The organism is Micromonospora sp. TSRI0369 (genome assembly GCF_001905625.1).
Lineage (GTDB): Bacteria > Actinomycetota > Actinomycetes > Mycobacteriales > Micromonosporaceae > Micromonospora > Micromonospora echinospora_A.
In genome coordinates this window covers 531,120-550,596 of sequence record NZ_LIVU01000005.1, presented here as the reverse complement: position 1 = coordinate 550,596, position 19,477 = coordinate 531,120, and the positions used below count along the sequence as shown (strand labels likewise).

The 19,477-nt window shown below is 76.2% G+C and carries 10 protein-coding genes; 8 read left to right on the top strand and 2 right to left on the bottom strand.

Annotation, left to right across the window (positions count from 1 at the left end; genetic code table 11):
* Positions 1 to 74 precede the first annotated feature (74 nt).
* Genes AMK25_RS19760 through AMK25_RS19750 form a run of 3 tightly spaced genes read left to right on the top strand, consistent with a single transcriptional unit; the run spans position 75 to position 3,264 of the window.
* The gene (locus AMK25_RS19760) at positions 75 to 1,112 is read left to right on the top strand and encodes a zinc-binding dehydrogenase (RefSeq protein ID WP_073829809.1); all 1,038 of its coding nucleotides are present in this window, start codon (positions 75 to 77) and stop codon (positions 1,110 to 1,112) included.
* Complete coding sequence (locus AMK25_RS19755) at positions 1,112 to 1,930, top strand: sugar phosphate isomerase/epimerase family protein (RefSeq protein ID WP_073829808.1); 819 nt, start codon at positions 1,112 to 1,114, stop codon at positions 1,928 to 1,930. Before AMK25_RS19760 ends, AMK25_RS19755 begins: the two co-directional genes overlap by 1 nt.
* Entirely contained in the window at positions 1,927 to 3,264 is a 1,338-nt protein-coding gene (locus AMK25_RS19750; protein WP_073829807.1) for an MGH1-like glycoside hydrolase domain-containing protein, read from the top strand. The genes AMK25_RS19755 and AMK25_RS19750 overlap by 4 nt, the downstream gene beginning before the upstream one ends.
* Positions 3,265 to 3,309: 45 nt before the next feature.
* Here AMK25_RS19750 and AMK25_RS19745 read toward each other — a convergent pair whose 3' ends face one another.
* On the bottom strand, positions 3,310 to 4,014 hold the full coding sequence (locus tag AMK25_RS19745; RefSeq protein WP_073829806.1) for a CBS domain-containing protein: 705 nt from the start codon (positions 4,012 to 4,014) through the stop codon (positions 3,310 to 3,312).
* Between the two features lie 94 nt (positions 4,015 to 4,108).
* Positions 4,109 to 6,223, bottom strand: a complete 2,115-nt coding sequence (locus tag AMK25_RS19740) for a molybdopterin-containing oxidoreductase family protein (RefSeq protein ID WP_073829805.1) — start codon at positions 6,221 to 6,223, stop codon at positions 4,109 to 4,111.
* A 149-nt stretch (positions 6,224 to 6,372) separates the two neighbouring features.
* Between AMK25_RS19740 and AMK25_RS19735 the strand changes: the two genes are divergently transcribed.
* The 5 genes from AMK25_RS19735 to AMK25_RS19715 all read left to right on the top strand — a co-directional run bounded on the left by AMK25_RS19735 (position 6,373) and on the right by AMK25_RS19715 (position 19,465).
* Complete coding sequence (locus tag AMK25_RS19735; RefSeq protein WP_073829804.1) at positions 6,373 to 6,765, top strand: DUF2267 domain-containing protein; 393 nt, start codon at positions 6,373 to 6,375, stop codon at positions 6,763 to 6,765.
* A gap of 340 nt (positions 6,766 to 7,105) precedes the next feature.
* The gene (locus AMK25_RS19730) at positions 7,106 to 10,555 is read left to right on the top strand and encodes an AMP-binding protein (RefSeq protein ID WP_241826413.1); all 3,450 of its coding nucleotides are present in this window, start codon (positions 7,106 to 7,108) and stop codon (positions 10,553 to 10,555) included.
* A complete protein-coding gene (locus AMK25_RS19725) occupies positions 10,552 to 13,662 on the top strand; it encodes a thioesterase domain-containing protein (RefSeq protein ID WP_073829802.1) in 3,111 nt (1,036 codons plus the stop codon). Before AMK25_RS19730 ends, AMK25_RS19725 begins: the two co-directional genes overlap by 4 nt.
* Positions 13,659 to 15,965, top strand: coding sequence for a lantibiotic dehydratase (locus AMK25_RS19720; RefSeq protein WP_073829801.1), 2,307 nt, complete (start codon positions 13,659 to 13,661; stop codon positions 15,963 to 15,965). Before AMK25_RS19725 ends, AMK25_RS19720 begins: the two co-directional genes overlap by 4 nt.
* On the top strand, positions 15,962 to 19,465 hold the full coding sequence (locus AMK25_RS19715; RefSeq protein WP_073829800.1) for a non-ribosomal peptide synthetase: 3,504 nt from the start codon (positions 15,962 to 15,964) through the stop codon (positions 19,463 to 19,465). Before AMK25_RS19720 ends, AMK25_RS19715 begins: the two co-directional genes overlap by 4 nt.
* Positions 19,466 to 19,477 lie beyond the last annotated feature (12 nt).

The window sequence follows — 19,477 nt, the reverse complement described above, 5'->3', positions numbered from 1 at the left end:
GATTCATCAATGTAATCACATATGCCCATTTTTTGGGTTAGAATCGAGGTCGGCACTTTCTTCGGAGCGACGCCATGAGCAACTGGGTTGTCTCTCTGGCCGGGCCCCGGCGCGTACGCCTGGAGCCCTGCCCCGCGGACCGGCTCGGTCCGGGCCAGGTCCGCGTCCGCACCCACTACTCGGGCATCTCCGCCGGCACCGAACTGACCCTCTACCGGGGCAGCAACCCGCGCCTGCGCAAGGACTGGGACGCCGGTGCCCGCATGTTCGTGCCCCGGCAGGCCGGCCCCGCGTACCCGGTCGTGGGTTTCGGCTACGAGGAGGTCGGCGAGATCGTCGAGGCCGCTCCGGATGTCGCCGACCGGCGGCCCGGCCAGCTCGTCTGGGGCATCTGGGGGCACCGCGCCGAAGCGGTGCTGCCCGCCGCGGCGGCGCATCCGCTGCCGCCCGGCATCGACCCGCTCGCCGCCGTCTTCGCCCGCCCCGGCGCCATCGCGCTGACCGCGGTGCTCGCCGGTGACCTGCACCTGGGCGACTGGGTGGGCGTCTTCGGGCAGGGCGTGATCGGGCTGCTCGGCACCCGCCTCGCGGTGCTCTCCGGCGCCCGCGTGGTAGCCGTCGACCGGATGCCCGGGCGGCTCGCGCACGCCACCGGGCTCGGCGCCCGCCGGGTCGTCGACGCCGCCGCCGGGTCGCCCGCCGCCGCGCTGCGCGCCGCCACCGGCGGCCGGGGCGCCGACGTCTGCCTGGAGCTGTCCGGGTCGTACCCGGCGCTGCACGAGGCGATCCGGGCCACCGCGCACGCCGGCCGCGTCGTCGCCGCCGGCTTCTACCAGGGGTACGCCCACGGGCTGGAACTCGGCGAGGAGTTCCACCACAACCGGATCCAGCTGGTGGCCGCCCAGGTCTCCGGGCCGGACCCGGCACCCGGCACGGCCGGCCGGTGGTCCGGGACCCGGATCGCGGACACGTTCATGGACCTGGTGGCCGAGGGCAGCGTCGACCCGCTGCCGCTGGTGAGCCACGTCGTCGACGCGGGCGCGGTGGCCGACGCCCTCGCGTTGCTCGACCGCGGTGACGGTGACGTCCTCCAAGTGGTGCTGAGGTTCTGATGGACATTCCGCTCGCCTGCCAGGAGCAGCTGCTTCCCGGCGCCGACCTGACCCGGAAGTACGCCCTCGCCGTGTCCCTCGGCTACCAGGGCATCGAGCTGCGCGGCCGGGGTGACCACGCGCTGGCCGGACGGCTGCCGGAGCTGCGCCGCGCCCGCGCCGCCGGTGTGGTCATGCCGACCGTCTGCGTCGAGATGGACCACTTCATCGGCGACTTCGACCCGGCCCGCTCCCGCGACGCGGTGGACAACCTGCGCTCCCAGCTCTCGGTGATCGCCGAGTTGGGCGGCGTCGGCGCGATGACGCCGGCCGCGTGGGGCATGTTCTCCCGCCGGCTGCCCCCGTTCGAACCGCCACGCTCGGCCGACGGCGACCGGCGGGTGCTCGTCGACGCCCTGGGCGAGCTGGCCGGGCACGCCCGCGCCGAGGGGGTCACCCTGTTCCTGGAACCGCTCAACCGGTACGAGGACCACATGGTCAACCGGCTCGACCAGGCCGTCGAGCTGTGCCGCGCGGTCGGGTCACCGGCGCTGCGGGTGGCCGCCGACACGTACCACATGAACATCGAGGAGGACGACCCGAACGCCGCGCTGCGCGCCGCCGCGCCGTACCTCGGGCACGTGCAGGTCAGCGACTCCAACCGGCACCAGCCCGGCGCCGGGCACCTGGACTGGGCCGCGCTGCTGGCCACGCTCGACGCGATCGGCTACACCGGCTGGCTCGCGCTGGAGTGCCGGCTACGCGGCGAGCCGGTCGCCGCGCTGCGCCAGGCCGCCGGCGCGCTGGCCCAGGCCCGTCCCCGGCGGGCCGCCGCATGACGCTGACCACCGGGGTACGCGCCGACGCCGACCGTCACGCCCGGCTGCGCCGCCTCGCGCTGGCCACCCTGGACGCCAACTGGGAACACGACCACACGGTGCCCTCGCGCACGCTCTACCCGCACCAGTGGAGCTGGGACTCGGCCTTCATCGCGATCGGCCTGGCCCACGTCCGTCCCGACCGGGCCTGGCGGGAGCTGCGCACGCTGTTCGCCGCGCAGTGGGTCGACGGGCGGGTGCCGCACATCGTGTTCAACCCGGCCTCGCGCGCCGGGCCGTACTTCCCCGGGCCCCAGTTCTGGGACTCCGCCCGCGCCGACGGCGCCCCGGCCCGGGCCACCTCCGGGATCGTCCAGCCGCCGGTGCACGCCCCGGCCGCCTGGCTGGTGCACCGCCGGGCGCCCGGCGAGGCGTCGGTGGCCGCGCTGCGGCGGCTCTACCCGAGGCTGGTCGCCCAGCAGCGCTACCTGACCGGTCGACGCGACGCGGGCGGCGGCGGGCTTGCGTCGATCGTGCACCCGTGGGAGTCCGGGCTGGACAACAGCCCCGCCTGGGACGCGCCGCTGGCCGCGGTGCCGGCCGACGAGGCGGTGATGCGCGCGTACCGCCGGCACGACACCGCGCACGCCGACGCGGCGCAGCGCCCCACCGACCTGGACTACGCGCGCTACGTCGCGCTCGTGGAGTCGTACCGCGCCGGCCGCTACCGGGACGAAGGGCTGCTCGGGCGGCACCCGTTCCTGGTGGAGTGCCCCCTGGTGAACGCCGCGCTCGGCGTCTCCGAGTACGCCCTCGCGCGCATCGCCACCGTGATCGGCGCCGACCCGGGGCCGCACCGCGACCGGGGCGCCCGGATCACCGAGGCGATCGTCAGCCGGCTCTGGGATCCGGTCACCGGCACGTTCCGCCCCCGCGACGTACGCGCCGACCGGCTCGTGCCGGCCCGCACCGTGCTGGGGCTGATGCCGCTGGCGCTGCCCGAGCTGCCGTCGGCGCAGGTGAGCGCGGTGCTGGCCGAGGCGTGCTCGCAGCGCTTCGGGCTGGCCGCCCGGATGGACCGGCCGCTGCCCACGTACGACCGCACCGCGCCGGACTTCGAGCCGCTGCGCTACTGGCGCGGCCCGAGCTGGATCAACACCGGCTGGCTGCTCTGGCAGGGCCTGCGTACCCACCGGCGGGCCGACCTGGCCGCCGGGCTGCGCGAGTCCCTGCTCGACCTGGTCGACCGGGCCGGCTGCCACGAGTACTTCCACCCGGACACCGGCACCGGACTCGGCTCGCCGGCGTTCAGCTGGACCGCCGCGCTGGTGCTGGACGCGCTCGCCCAGGAGTGACACCGGTGGGCGCCGGACACCGGCGCCCACCGGATCCGTACCGGGTCAGACGAGGCCGGCCGGGGTGCCGCCGCCGATGCGCAGGGCCGCCATCGGGGCGTCGTCGATCGCGTAGCCGAGCGCGTCGACCACCTCGACCACGCCGCTGACCTGCCGGGCCAGCCGCACCGCGAGCTGAGCCGTGGAACGGCGCTCCACCTGCCCGGTCAGCGTCACCACGCCCCGCTGGACGGTCACGTCGACCACGCCGTCGCGGACGCCGAGGCTGCGCCACAGCACCTCCTCGACCACGTCGCGCCGGATGCCGGCGTCCGGGCGCAGGTGCACCTTGAGCAGGTCGCCGCGGGTGACGATGCCGACGAGACGGCCGAGGTCGTCGACCACCGGCAGCCGCTTCACGCCGCGCGCGTCCATCAGCCGGGCCGCCTCGACGATCGTCGCGTCCGGCGTGACGGTGACCGGCGGGGCGGTCATCAGGTCCGCGGCGAGCGTCGCGCCCGCCTTCGCCCGCGCCTCGCGGCGGTGCCGGTCGGGCAGGATCCGCCGCTCCCGGGGCTGCCCCAGCAGCTCCACCTTGTACATCAGGTCCGCCTCGGACACCACGCCGAGCACCCGCCGGGTCTCGTCCACCACCGGCGCCGCCGTGACGTGCCGGTCGGCCAGCACGTCGACGATCTCCCGGTACGCCGTGCCCTCCCGTACCGACGCCACGTCCCTGGTCATCACGTCCTGCACCTGCCACGTACGCATGGCGAACCTCCCTGTGTCCGCCTCCGACGCTAGGTGGCGGCGACGGGCCGGAGCAGGGGCGCAAAGACCAGGTCAGGGGGCCGGAGGTCCCGAATCACCCAGCCGCGACGGGCTCGGCGACCTCGTCGGCGGGCGGCTCGACGATCAGCAGGCCGGCCGGCACCGGCTCGACCTCCACCCGGCAGTCGTGGAACGTCGGCGCCTCGCCCAGGTCGGTGTCGCGGACCCCGGTGACGGCGTTGACGGTGGAGCGCCCCGGGCTGCGCCGCGCCCAGTACGCCTTGTAGGTGAACGCCAGGCCCGGCCGGGCCGCCTCGTCCACGGCCACCGCGGCGAGGAACGCGCCCCTGTCGTTGTGCACGCGTACCGCGTCGCCGTCGGCGAGCCCGCGCGCCGCCGCGTCGGCCGGGTGCAGGTGCACCCGGGGCGGACCGGCCCGGCGGGCGTGCCAGGGCAGCGAGGCGAACGTGGAGTTCATCAGGTAGCGGTTGGCCGGGGTGAGCAGCGTCAGCGGGAACCGGCGGGCCAGCTCCGGGTCGGCCGCCTCGGCCGGCGGCGTGTGCCCGGGCAGCGGGTCCACGCCGAGCGCTGCGAGCGCCGGGTCGTGCAGCCGGGCCCGGCCGTCCGCTGTGGGGAAACCGCCCTCGGCGTACGGCGCGGAGCCGACCGGCACGCCGGTGAGCCGGGCGTACGTGCGCTCGCGCAGCTCCTCGTACGTGATCGGCGCGCCGGCCAGCAACTGCCGGGCCAGGTCCTCGTCGCTGTCCGAGAACGCCGGATGGTCCACGCCCAGCGCGGCGGCGATCCGGCGGAAGATCTCGGTGTTCGGCAGCGCCTCGCCCGGCGCGCGGGTGGCCGGCAGGTTCAGCGTCGTGTAGTGGTGCCCGTAGGACGTCTGCAGGTCCAGGTGCTCGGGCTGCATGGTCGCCGGGAGCACCACGTCGGCGTAGTCACACGTGTCGGTCCAGCGTTGCTCCAGCACCACTGTGAACAGGTCCGCGCGGCCGAGCCCGGTCAGCAGCCGGGCCTGGTCCGGCGCGGTCGCCGCCGGGTTGGCGTTGAACACCACGAGCGAGGTGACCGGCGGGTCCGCCTCCCCGGTGAGCACGGCGGCCAGCCGGCTCATGTTCAGCGTCCGGGCCGGCGGGGCCGGCAAGCCGGCGGGCCGGATCACCGGGCCGTTGTCGATGCGGTGGTGGCCGCTGGTGGTCACCAGGGCCCCGCCGCCGGGGTACCGGAAGTCGCCGGTGACCAGCGGCAACGCGCAGATGGCCCGGATCGCCTGCCCGGCGCCGTGGTGCCGTTGCAGGCCCAGCCCGACCCGTATCGCGGTGGGCCGGGTGGTGGCGATCCGCTCGCCGAGCCGGCGTACCGTCCCGGGCGGCAGGCCGCACTCGGCGGCGGCCCGCTCGACCGGCCACTCGTCGAGCCGGGCGGCCAGCTCCGGCCAGCCGGTGGTGTGCGCGGCCAGCCACGCCTCGTCGGCCGCCCCGGCGTCGCGGACGTGGCGCATCAGCCCGAGCGCGAGCGCCGCGTCGGTGCCTGGTAGCGGCGCGACGTGCTCGTCGCTGCGGGCCGCCGTGTCGGTACGCAGCGGGTCGATGGTCACCACGTACGCGCCGCGCTCGCGGGCCTGCTGCACGAACGGCCACAGGTGCAGGTTGGTCACCAGCGGGTTGGCGCCCCAGAGCACGATCAGGCCCGCCTCCACGATCGACTCCGGCTCGAAGCCGACCGAGCTGCCGTAGAGCGAGCGCAGCGCCGCCCGTGCCGCCGCCGTGCAGATGGTGGTGTCCAGCCGGGACGCGCCCAGGTGGGCGAAGAGCCGGGGGCCCATGGTCCAGCCCTGGACCAGGCCCATGGTGCCGGCGAAGTAGTAGGGCAGCACCGATTCCGGGCCGTGGAGTTCGATGCTCGCCCGCAGTCCGGCGGCCACCCGGTCGACTGCTTCGTCCCAGCTCGCCGGCCGGTACGCGACCCGGCCGGCGCCCTTCGGGCCGGTGCGGACCCAGGGCTTGGTGAGCCGGTCCGGCCCGTTCACCGCGTCCAGGTAGCGGTTGACCTTCCCGCAGAGCGCGCCCCGGGTGAACGGGTGGTCGCGGTCGCCGCGCAGCGCGACCGCGCGGCCGTCGGAGACGGTGAGCTGCCAGACGCAGGTGTCGGGGCAGTCCAGCGGGCAGGCGCCGGGGTGGGTGGTGACGGGGGCCATGGGGCGGATGCTACCGACGCGACCGGCCACGTGCCCTGCGGCTTTCCCACCTGCCGGCGGGTGGGGGAGTTTGGCCGGGGTGGGGGCGGGTACCCGCCGGGGCCGACCGGGGCGGGCGTGGTGCCCGCCGTCGGCGAGGGGAGGGTGGGATGCGGTTCCCCCTGTTCGTCGAGGCGGTGGCGCGGCGGTCCGAGTTGCCGTCCGACGAGGCCGCGACCATCTCCCGGGCGGTGTTGCAGGCCCTCGCCGAGCGGATCACCGCGGACGAGGCGGCCGACCTGGCGGCGCAGTTGCCGGACGACGTCGGCGGCTACCTGGCGCCGGGCGGGACCGCGACGACCGGCGGCGCGGTGGACTTCCTGTACCGGGTGGCAGAACGCGCGGCGGTGGACCCGGCGGTCGCCGAGGTGGGTGCGGCGGCGGTGCTCGCCACGCTGCGCGACACGGTGACGGTGGGGGAGTTCCAGGACCTCGTGGCGCAGCTTCCGAAGGGCTTCGACGCGATGGTGGACCCGATCCCGCGGCCACCCTACGATGTCTGAGCAGGCTCCCCGCGATCCGGGTTGAGCTGCGGCACCGGGGCCGCCGTGACGAAGATTCGACGGCGAGAAAGTATTTTCACCGTAAAATAACTCGTCGGTGATCACCTACGCTGTAAAACGTCTACGCGCTAGAGGGATGATCGGACGAATTCCTCCAGCCGAGGTTCCAGGACGTCTTCCTCCCTTCGGGTCAAGCCGCATCGATGCTCTTCCGGTGCGGAGATTGAGCAATATTCTGCTTCCAATGTGAAGTCCTGGGGGGGATCAATGATCACATTCGTCGATCGCTGCGTGCCTGTCCTCTGTGGAGCGCATCCCGCTTCCTGATATGGCAGAGCCGATGATTATCAATCGTTTCGGCGCGATCACGGCGGTACACGGCGGACGTCCGGCACTTCTCGGTGAGACCCACGAGGTCACCTACACCGAGCTGGCCGAGGCGGCCGGCGGGCACGCTGCCGTGTTCGCCGCCGCGGGCCTGCGCCCCGGAGACCGGGTCGCGCTGCTCACCGCGCACGGCGCACCGACCGTCGCGGCGCTGCTCGGCGCCCTGGCCGCCGGGTGCGCGTACGTGCCACTGGACCCGGGCTTCCCGGTCGCGCGACTGCGCCACATGGTCGGCGCCGCCGGGGTCACCGCCGTGGCGTGCGCCGCCGAGCACCGCGACCTGGCCACGGCGCTGGCCGGTGAGCGTCCGGTCGTGCCGCTGGACGAGGTGCCGCCGGCCCCGCTGCGCCCGGTCGCCGACGACCCGGACGCGCTGGCGTACGTGCTGTTCACCTCCGGCTCCACCGGCGTGCCCAAGGCGGTCGGGCAGACCCACCGCAACCTGGCCCACGTCGTCGACAACCAGATCGCCGCGCTGGCCGTCGGCCCGGACGACCGGCTCAGCCTGCTCGCGTCGTTCAGCTTCGACGCCGCCATCCCCGACCTCTACCCGGCGCTGCTCACCGGCGCCGCCGTCGTCCCGGTCGACCTGCGCCGCCAGGGGCTGGCCCACGCCGTCGAGCAACTCGACCGGCGCCGCGCCACGGTGCTGCACTGCACGCCCACCGTCTACCGCTTCCTGCTCGACACGCTCGGCGCGCGCCGGCTGCCCACCGTGCGGGCCGTGCTGCTCGGCGGCGAGCAGGCCACCTGGACCGACGCGGCACGCGGCCGGGACCGGTTCGCCGCCGGGTGCGTGCTGGTGAACGGCTACGGCGCCACCGAGATGACGTTCGCAGCCCGGCACGTGCAGCGGCTGTCCGAGGTGGACCCCGACGCCCGCGGGCCGCTGCCGGTCGGCACCGCGTTCCCCGGCTACCGGCTCGACCTCGCCCCGGACACCGGCGAGATCGTCGTCCACAGCCGGCACCTCACCCCCGGCTACCTCAACCAGGACAGCGACCGGTTCGACGTCGACGCCGACGGGGTGCCGTCGTACCGCACCGGTGACCTGGGCCGGCTGCTGCCCGGCGGGGAACTGGTCTGCCTCGGCCGGCTCGACCGCCAGGTCAAGGTACGCGGGCACCGGGTCGAGCTGACCGAGATCGAAACGGTGCTGTCCGCCCAGCCCGGCGTCGCGGGCGTCCGCGCCGTCGTCCGCGACGGCGAGCTGCTCGCGTACGCCCGCCCGGCCGGCGCCCGCCCCGACCCGGCGGCGCTGCGCGCTGCGCTGACCGCGGCGCTGCCCGACTACGCGGTGCCCCGCGCGGTGGTGGTGGTCGACGAGTTCCCGCTCACCGTCACCGGCAAGATCGACGAGCGGGCGCTGCCCAACCCGGTGGCCGAGGTGCCGGCCGAGGCGGCGCCGGCCACCGGGACCGAGCGCGCCGTGCACGACATCTGGTGCGCGGTGCTCGGCCGCGACGCGGTCGGCCGCACCGACAGCTTCTTCGACGTGGGCGGGCAGTCGCTGCTGCTGGGCCAGGTGCAGCAGCGCCTCGCCGAGCGGTTCGGCGTCCGCCTGCCGATGCTGCGCCTGTTCGACCACCCGACCGTCGCCGCCCAGGCCGCGCTGCTCGACGCCCCGTCCGAGGCGGTCCGCGCGCCGGTGCTGCCCGCGCCCGCCGCGCCGGTGCGCGCCGCCCGCGAGTACACCGGCGACGAGATCGCCGTGGTCGGCGTCGCCGGGCGGTTCCCCGGCGGGCCCGACGTGGCGACGTTCTGGTGGAACCTGTGCACCGGCGTCGACTCGGTGCACGACCACACCGACGAGGAGCTGACCGCGCTCGGCGTCGGGCCCGGCCTGCTCGCCGACCCCCGGCACGTACGCGCCACCGGCCGCCTCGACGGGGTGGCCGACTTCGACGCCGAGTTCTTCGGCTTCGGCGCCGACGAGGCCGCCCGCACCGACCCGCAGCACCGGCTGTTCCTGGAGACCGCCTGGGAGGCGCTGGAGGACGCCGGGCACGACCCGTCGCGCTTCCCCGGCCTGGTCGGCGTCTACTCCGCCACCTCGGCCAACCGCTACTTCCTGTTCCACCTCATGGACAACCCGGCGGTGGTCGGCGACGTCGATCCGGACGACTGGGAGGCGCGGCTCGTCGGCCGCCAGTTCACCGACCACCTGCCCGGGCAGGTGGCGTACCGGCTCGGCCTGAGCGGCCCGGCGATGGCCGTACAGTCCGCCTGCTCCAGCTCGCTCGTCGCGGTCTGCCTGGCCGCGCAGAGCCTCGCCGACTACCAGTGCGACCTGGCCCTGGCCGGCGGGTCCACAGTGACGTGGCCGCGGCACCGGGCGGGCGGGCTCACCTCGCCCGACGGGCGGTGCCGCGCCTTCGACGAAGCCGCCGCCGGCTCCGGGTTCGGCTCCGGCGCCGGGGTGGTCGCCCTGCGCCGGCTCGCCGACGCGCAGGCCGACGGCGACCGCATCTACGCGATCCTGCCCGGCTGGGCGGTCACCAACGACGGCCCGGACCGGGCCGGATTCGCGGTGCCCGGCCCGGCCGGGCAGGCCGCCGCCGTCGCAGGCGCGCTCGCCACCGCCGAGGTCGCGCCGGGCGAGGTCCGCTTCGTCGAGGGCCACGGCAGCGGCACGCCGCTCGGCGACGCCATCGAGGTCGCGGCGCTGCACGAGGTGTACGCGGGCGCCGCGCCCGCCGAGTCGACAGCGCTCGGCTCGGTGAAGACCAACATCGGCCACCTCGACGCCGCCGCCGGCATCGCCGGGCTGATCAAGGCGGTGCTCGCCGTCCGGCACGGGGTGATCCCGCCGAACCTGCACTTCACCCGCCCGCACCCGGAGATCGACCTGGCGGCCGGACCGTTCTACGTGCCCACCAAGGCGCGGGACTGGCCGGACGGCGCGCGCCGTGTCGCCGGGGTGAGCGCGTTCGGCCTCGGCGGCACCAACGCCCACGTGGTGGTGGAGCAGCCGCCGCCGGCCGAGCCGGCCGACCCGCCCGGCGAGGGGCCGTGGCTGCTGCCGGTCTCCGCGCGTACCCCGGCGGCGCTGCGGGCCGCGTTGGCCCGCCTGCGGACCCACCTGGCCGGCGCCGCGCCGGCGCTGCCCGACGTGGCCGCCACGCTGGCGCTCGGCCGGCGGGCGTTCGCCCACCGGGCGGCGGTGGTCGCCGCCGACCTGCCGGCCGCGCTGTCCGCTCTGGACGTGCTGCTGGACACCGACGCCCGCATCGCCGGCGACGGCGGGCCGCTGCGCGAGACGGCCGCCGACTGGGTCGCCGGGCGCGACGTCGACTGGCACGAGCTGCACCCCGACGGCACGGTGCGACGCACCGGACTGCCCACCTACCCGTTCCAGCGCCGCCGGCACTGGATCGACCCCGTGCAGAAAGGTCCGCGGTGAACTGGTTCGTCTCCGCCGGAAGCCGCCCCGAGGCCCCGGTGCGACTGTTCTGCCTGCCCTACGCCGGGGCCGGCGCCAGCGCGTTCCGGCGCTGGGCGGCCGAGTTCGGCCCGGGCGTCGACGTGACGCCTGTGCAACTGCCCGGCCGGGAGAACCGGATCACCGAGGACCCGCGCTTCAGCGTCGCCGACGTGGCCGACGCCATCGCCTCCCGGGCCGACCGCCCGTACGCGATCTACGGCCACTCGATGGGCGGACGGCTCGGCTTCGACGTGGTCCGCGAGCTGCGCCGCACCGGCCGGCCGCTGCCGCTGCGGCTCTACGTCGGCGGCGCCCGCGCCCCGCACGTGCGTACCCCCGGCCCGTTCGACGGCCTGTCCCGGGCCGGCGACGACGAGCTGCTGCGCCGCCTCGGCGAGGGCGGCGGCCTCCCCGCCGAACTGCTCGACCACCCGGAGCTGGTGGAACTGCTGCTGCCGCTGCTGCGGGCCGACTTCGGCCGCGTCGACGACTACCGCCACGTGCCCGGCGAGCCGCTGCCGGTGCCGATCGTCGTGTTCGCCGGGCGCACCGACCGGGCGGTCACCCGGGACCAGAGCGCGGCCTGGGCCGAGCACACCGCGGCCGGGTTCACCCTGCACGAGCTGGACGGCGGACACTTCTTCCTGCACGACCGGCTGCCCGAACTGGCCGCGCTGATCCGCGCCGACCTGACCGCCGCGTCCACTGACACCCGCGCCGGCACGCCGGACGCGGGTCCGGACCCGGTGCGCGCCGCCGGCCGCGGGACCGCCGGCGCCGCGCACCGGGTCCCCCTCGGCGACACCGGCTGGTCGGTGTGGCGCGACGCGGTGCTGCGGACCACCGGGTTCCCGGCCGACGGGCTGGAGCTGTTCACCGCGTCCCGGGCCGCCACGGCCGCCGACGAGCTGCTCGCCACCGGCGCGGGTGAGGACCGGTTCGACAAGGAGTTCGAGGAGGCGCTGCGCGCCGGCGCGCAGCGGTTCAGCGAGCTGGCCGCCGACCCGTCGCTGCGCGAGGCGGTCACCTGGCAGAACCGGGGCGCGCTCGTCGCGTTCGACGGGCTGGTGCGCGGCGGCGCCGACGCGGCCCGCAACGTCCGCCGCCGCGACCGGGAACGGGCGCTGCTGAAGTACTGGCAGCGCTACTGCGGCAAGAACGAGACGGTCGGCTTCTTCGGGCCCAGCTGCTGGGTCACAGTCGATCCGGCACAGCCGGAAGTTGCCCGAGTCAACCCCGGCGCCGGGCTGACCCGCCGACGCTGGGTGTGGTTCGAGTCGTGGGCGCTGACCGCGTACGCCGACCGGATCGGCGCGGACCTGGCGGTCCGCCGCTGGTGGCCGCCGATGCTCCGCCCCCACCTGGCGGTCCGGGACCGGGCCGTGCTGCGGCCCGGACGGCCGCCGCTGACGCTGACTCCGGTCGAGGCCGAGCTGCTGCGCGCGGCCGACGGGCGGCGCCCCGCCGCCGACCTGGTCACCGACCCGGCGATCGGGCTGCGCCGCCCCGAGGACGGCTACGCGCTGCTCGACCGCCTGGTGGAGCGGGAGCTGATCACCTGGGACGCGGCTCTGCCGGTGAGCCCGGACGCCGAGCGGGTGCTGGCCGACCGGATCGAGGCGATCGGCGACGAGCCGGCCCGCGCCGCCGCGCGCGCCGGGTTCGACCGGCTCCGCGCCGCCCGTGACGACGTCGCCGCGGCGGCCGGGGACGCCGACCGGCTGCGCGTCGTCCTGGACGCGCTGGACGCCACGTTCACCGAGCTGACCGGCGTCCCGGCGGCACGCCGGGCCGGACAGATGTACGCCGGACGCACGCTCTGCTACGAGGACAGCGCCCGGGACCTGGACGTGGTGTTCGGCGCGCCGCTGCTGGCCGAGCTGGCCGCCCCGCTCGACGTGCTGCTGCGCGCCGCCCGCTGGCTGGCGAACGCGCTCGCCCGCGCCTACGTCGACGTGCTGCGCGGCCTGTACGAGGAGCTGCGCGCCGAGTCCGGCGCCCCGGTGCCCCTGGCCGACCTGTGGTTCCTCGCCCAGGGCATGTTCTGGGGCGACGGCGAGCGGCCCGTCGACGCGGTGGCGGCGGAGTTCGCCGCCCGCTGGTCCGGGCTGTTCGGCCTGGACACCCTGCCCGCCGGCGCCACCGACGTACGGCTGCGCGCGGCCGATCTCGCCGACCGGGTCGACGCGGTGTTCCCCGGCACCGGCCCGGAGTGGTCGAACGCCGCCATCCACAGCCCCGACCTGCAGATCTGCGCCACGGACGCGGACGCGCTGCGGCGCGGCGAGTACACGGTGGTGCTCGGCGAGCTGCACGCCGCCTGGTCGTCGTTCGACTGCGCGGTGTTCACGCCGTCGCACCCGGACGTGGAGCGGCTGCGCGAGGCGCTGGCGGCGGACCTCGGGCAGCGGCGGGTCCGGCTGCTGTTCCCCGCCGACTGGCCGCGGCGGACCAGCCGTACCGCCGAGTCGCTGACCGGCCCCACCGACCGGCACCTGGCGTTCCTCGACGCGCCGGGCGCCGACCCGGCCCGCGTGCTGCCCACAGTGGACCTGGTCGTCGACGACGTCGACGGCGAGCTGGTCGCCACCGCCTCGGACGGGCAGCGCTGGCCGCTCACCGAGATCTTCGCCGAGCCGTTCAGCGCGCACGCCGTGGACGGCTTCAAGCTGGTCGCCGCCGCGCCGTACACGCCCCGGATCACCGTGGACCGGCTGGTGCTGGCCCGGCAGACGTGGCGGAGCACTGTGGGCGAGAGCGGCCTGGCCGTCCCGAACGGCGAGCGCGAGCGTTTCCTCGCCGTCCGGGACTGGCGCCGCCGCCTCGGCCTGCCCGAGCAGGTGTACGTCAAGTTCGGCACCGAGACCAAGCCCTGCTTCGTCGACCTGTCCGCGCCGGCGTTCGCCACCACGCTCTGCGCGATGGCGCGCGCCGCCCGGGTCGACGGCGGCGACGACGTCTCGTTCACGGTGAGCGAGATGCTGCCCGCCCCGGAGCAGGCGTGGGTGCCCGACGGGCAGGGGCGCCGCTACTTCAGCGAGCTGCGCCTGCACATCACCGACGCCGGGCGGGAGGGCCACCGGTGAGCCACCTGGTGCCCCTGGGCGACACCGGCTGGTCGGTGTGGCGCGACGTGGTCCTGCGGACCGCCGGTTTCCCGGCCGCCGGGCTGGACCGGTTCGCCGCGCCGGACTGCGCCGCCACCGCGGACGCGCTGCTCGCCGGCGACACCGGACCCGAGGTGTTCGACAAGACGCTGCGCGAGGCATTCGCCGAGTCTTCCGCGGTGGCCGGCGAGCTGGCCGCCGACCCGCTGCTGCGCGAGGCGGTGACCTGGCAGAACCCGGACATGCTGATCGCGCTGGACGGGCTGCTGCGCACCGACCCGCAGGTCCGCAACGTGCGCCGCCGCAAGCGCGAGCTGAGCCTGCTGCGCTACTGGCAGCGGTACTGCGGCAAGGCCGAGACCATCGGCTTCTTCGGCCCGGTCTGCTGGGGCACGTTCGACACCACCCGGCCCGGCGTGCGCACCGTGCCCGGTGACGCGCTGGTGCACCGGCGGCGGGTGTACTTCGAGGCGTGGGCGCTCATCGCGTACGCCGACCGGCTCGCCGACGACCTGGCGGTGCGCCGCTGGTGGGCGCCCGCACTGCAACCGCACCTGACCGTCGCCGGGCGGGAGCTGCGCTGGCCGCTGCACCCGCCGATCGCGCTGACGCCGGTCGAGGCGCTGGTGCTCGGCGCCTGCGACGGGCGCACGCCCGCGGTGGAGCTGGCGCAGCGGCTGCGCGACGCCGGCGAGGTGCACAGCGCCGACGACGTCTACCTGCTGCTGGACCGGTGGGTCGAGCGTGGCCAGCTCAGCTGGGGTGCGAACCTGCCGATCGCGCCCGATGCCGAACGGGTGCTCGAAGCGCGGATCGCCGCGATCGGCGACGAGCCGGTCCGCGCCGCGACGGCTGCCGAGTTCGGCCGGCTGCGCGCCGCCCGCGACGAGGTGGCCGCCGCGGCCGGCGACCCGGACCGGCTCGGCGCCGCGCTCGCCACGCTCAACGCCGGGTTCACCGCCGTCACCGGGCGCCCCGCCACCCGGCACAGCGGCCAGATGTACGCCGCCCGTACCGTCTGCTACGAGGAGACCGCCCGCGACCTGGAGTTCCAGATCGGCGCGGCAGTCGTCGACGCGCTCGCCGAGCCGCTGGCGGTGGTGCTGCGTACCGCCCGCTGGTTCACAGGCGAGGTGGCCGCCCGCTGCGGTGACCTCTTCACCGAGCTGCACGAGGAGCTGGCCGCCGACGGGAGACCGGTGCGGCTGGCCGACCTGTGGCTGCTGGCCCAGGGCACGCTCGTCTCCCCGGACGGCCCGATCGGCCGGGCCGGCGCGACGCTCACCGCGCGCTGGGCCGAGCTGTTCGGCCTGGCCGACCTGCCGGAGGGGCAGGCGGAGCTGCGGCTGCGCGCGGCGGACCTCACCGACCGGGTCCGGGAGCTGTTCCCGGCCGAGCAGCCCGGCTGGCCGTCGGCCCGGCTGCACAACCCGGACGTGCAGCTGTGCGCCGACTCGCCGGAGGCCGTCGAGCGGGGCGACTTCCTGCTCGTGCTCGGCGAGCTGCACCCGGCGTCGGTTGCCTTCGACAGCGCGGTGCTCAGCCCGTTCCACCCGGACCCGGCGGCGTTGCGCGCCGACCTCGACGCCGACCTGGGCCCGGTCCGGCTGCGGGTGCTGTGGCCGGACAGCTTCCCCCGCCGCACCACCCGCACCACGTACGCGCTGACCGGCCCGGCGGACCTGCAGCTCGGCATCGACACCGCGCACGGCGCGGACGTGGACCGACTGGTCCCGGCCACCGGCGTGGTGGTCGAGCGGACCGGCGACACGCTCACCGCGGTCTTTCCCGACGGCGCCCGCTGGCCGCTGATGGAGGTCTTCGCCACGCTGCTCGGCGCGCTGCTGCTCGACGCGTTCAAGCTGCTCGGCGCGGCCGCGCACACGCCCCGGATCACCATCGACCAGCTGGTGGTGGCGCGGCGCACCTGGCGCACCACGGCCGGGGCGTGCGGGCTGGGCGGCCACTCCGACGAGTCCGCCCGCTACCTGGCGGTACGCAGCTGGCGCGCGGAGACCGGCCTGCCCGAGCGGGTCTTCGTCAAGGTCGGCACCGAGATCAAACCCTGCTACGTGGACCTGACCGGGCCGCTGTACGCGCAGTCGCTGTGCGCCATGGTCGACGCCGCGCTGCGGACCGGCCCGGACGTGCCCGTCGTGGTCTCCGAACTGCTGCCCGCCCCCGCCGAGTCCTGGGTGCCCGACGCCCGGGGCCGCGGCTACGTCAGCGAACTGCGCCTCCAGATCACCGACCCGGCCGAGCACCTTGGAGCACTCCGGTGACCGACACCCTGACCGTCAGCGCCGTCCACGGCACGGACCTGCCGTGGCCGGACGCCACCCTCGCCGACCTGATCACCGCGCAGGCCGCCCGGACCCCGGACGCGGTGGCGGTACGCCAGTGGGACACCCGGCTCACCTACCGGCAGCTCGTCGACCGGGCCGCCGGGGTGGCCGCCGCGCTGCGTGGGCACGGCGTCGGCCGGGGCGACCGGGTCGGCGTGTGCGGCGCACGTACCCCCGACCTGGTGGTGAGCGTGGTCGGCGTGCTGCTGGCCGGAGCGGCGTACGTGCCGCTGGAGCCGGGCGGCCCCCGGGCCCGGCTGCGCGGCATCGCCCGCGACGCGGGCGTGCGGGTGGTGGTCGGTGACGCGGCGGCGGCCGAATTCGGCGACGAGCCCGGCGTGGTGGCGCTCGCGCTGCCCGGCCCGGCCCCGCTCGTGCCCTGCCCGGCCCGGCCCGGCGACCCGGCGTACGTGCTGTTCACCTCCGGCTCCACCGGCCGCCCCAAGGGCGTGCTGACCACCCACCGCAACGCCGTCGAGTTCGTCACCGGGGTGAGCGCGCTGACCGGCGCCGACGCCTCGGTACGCAGCCTCGGCATCGCCTCGCTCGGCTTCGACGCGGCCACCATGGACCTGTTCGTGCCGCTCACGCTCGGCGGCGCGGTGCAGCTGCTCGGCGCCGACGACCGGGCCGACCCGGTACGGCTGGCCCGGTTCGTCGCCGAGCACGAGGTCACCTGGGGCTTCATCACGCCGACCGTGCTGTCGCTGCTGGACCCGGCCGGGTTCCCGTCGTGGCGGGTGCTGCTCTGCGGCGGCGAGGCGGTCCCGGCCGAGCTGGTCGCCCGCTGGGCGCCGGGCCGGCGGTTCCTCAACGGCTACGGCCCGACCGAGACCACGGTGCTGGCGGTCACCTGCGACCTCACCCCGGCCGACACCGACCCGATGCCGATCGGCCGGCCGCTGCCCAACCACCGGGCGTACGTGGTCGACGCCGACCTGCGGCCGGTGCCGGCGGGCGAGACCGGCGAGCTGCTGATCGGCGGGCCGGGCCTGGCCGACGGCTACCTGAACCGGCCCGGCCTGACCGCCGAGCGGTTCGTGCCCGACCCGTTCGGCGACGTCCCCGGCGAGCGGCTCTACCGCACCGGCGATCTGGTCCGGCAGGGCCCGGACGGCCGGATCGTCTACCTCGGCCGCGCCGACCGGCAGGTGAAGGTGCGCGGCCAGCGCATCGAGCTGGGCGAGATCGAGGCGGTGCTGGCCGCCTGCCCGGGCGTCGAGCGCGTCGCGGTGGAGGCGGTGCCCGGCCCGGCCGGCGCCGAGCTGGTCGCGTTCCTCACCCCGTCCGGCGCACCCGGCGACGACGAGCTGCGCGCGTACGCGACGACGCGGCTGACCACCGCGATGCTGCCGGCCCGGACGGTGCGGCTGGACGCGCTGCCGGTCAGCCCGGTCACCGGCAAGCTGGACCGGCCGGCGCTGCGCGAGCTGGCCGCGGCCGCCCCGGCCGGCGTGGACGACGCGCCCACCGACGGCGACCCGGTGACGGTGGCGGTCCGGCGGATCTGGACCCGGCTGCTCGGCGCCGCGCCCGCCCCGGACAGCGACTTCCTCGCCGCTGGTGGCAACTCCATCGCCGCGATGCGGCTGGTCGCGGCGCTGCGCGCGGAGCTGGGCCGGCAGGTGGACACGCGGGTGCTGTTCGCCGACCGCACGTTCGTCGCGCTGGTGGACCGGGTCCGCGCCGCCGACCCGGCCGACGCCGACGGGCTGACCACCGGCAACCCGCCCACGCTGTCCCCGCCGCAGCGGCGGCTGTGGTTCATGGACCAGCTCGCCCCGTCCAGCGCGCCCTACAACATCGCCGTCGCGCACCGGCTGCGCGGGCCGCTGGACGTCGCCGCGCTCGGCGCCGCGCTGCGCGCCGTGGCCGAACGGCACGATGTGCTGCGCTGGCGGATCCCGCAGAACGGCGGCGTGCCGTACGCGGTCCGCGAGGAACCGACCGACGTGGCGGTGCCGGTGGTCGACCTGACCGGCGGCGCCGACCCGGACACCGAACTCGCAGGAATGCTCGCGGCCGGCGCCGGGCACGCGTTCGACCTGGCCACCGGCCCGCCCTGGCAGGTGACCGTGTACCGGCTCGCCGCCGAGGAGCACGTGCTCGCGGTCACCGTGCACCACGCGGTCTTCGACGGCTGGTCCGAGGCGCTGCTCTACGACGAGCTGGCGCTCGCGTACGCCCGCGCGCTCGGCCGGTCCGTGCCGGGCCGCCCGCCGCTGCCCGCCACGTACGCCGACTACGCGGTGTGGCGCGCCGACCGGGACCGGCGCCGCGGCGAGGCGGACCTGGCCTGGTGGACCGCGCACCTGGCCGGCGCGCCGACGGTGCTGGACCTGCCCCGCGACCGGCCCCGCCCAGCAGTGCAGACGTACGCCGGCGCGGAGGCCGCGGTGCGGCTGGACGCCACCGCTGACCGGGACGTGCGCGACCTGGCCGCCCGGCGCGGCACCACAGTCGCGGCGGTGCTGCTGGCCGCGTTCGGCGAGCTGCTGCGCCGGGTCACCGGCGGCGACGAGCACGTGCTCGGCGCGATCGTCGCCGACCGGCGGCTGGCCGCGTTCGACGAGGTGATCGGCTTCTTCATCGACACCGTGCCGGTGCGGGTCCGTTCCGGCGGCGCGAGCTTCGCCGAGCAGGTCGACCGGGCCGCCGCCGAGCTGCACGAGGTCACCGCCCACCCGGGCGCGCCGCTGGAACGCATCGTGGAGTCGCTCGGCGTGGGCCGGGACACCTCCCGTGCCCCGCTGGTGCAGGTGCTGTTCAATGTGCTCAACTTCGCCGCGCCCCGGCTGACGCTGACCGGTCTCACGGCCGAGCCGCTGCCGGTGCCCAAGCCCGGCTCACCGTTCGACCTGACCGTCTACGTGGTGGAGCGCGACGGGCGGGCCGGCGTCGAGGTGGTGCACAACCCGGATCTGTTCGAGGCCGAGCGGATCAGCGCGCTCCTGGCCGACCTGGCCGCCCTGGTCGGCGCGCTCGCCGCCGACCCGCACAGGCCGGCCGCCGAGGTGGCGCCCGAGCTGCCCCGCCCGGCGGTGCGCGTCGCCGCGCTCGGCGCGATGACTGTCGCCACCGCCGAACCGGCCCGCGCGCCGCTGCCCACCGGCTCGGACGCGCTCACCGGCACCGAGGAGCTGATCGCCGGCATCTGGCGCGACGTGCTCGGCCGGGACACCGTCGGCGTCACCGACAACTTCTTCGACATCGGCGGCCACTCGATGGCCCTCGCCGCCGTGTACGCCCGCCTCACCGAGGCCACCGGCCGCTCGATCACCATGCTCGACCTGTTCCGCCACCCGACCGTGCGGGCGCTCGCCGCCAGCCTCGACGGGGCCGCCGACCGGCCGGAACTGGCCCGCGCCGCGCTGCGCGCCGCCGCCCGGCGGGGCCGCGCCCGCCGTACCCCGCCACCACGCCGACCTCACCAGTGACGCGCTCCCTTG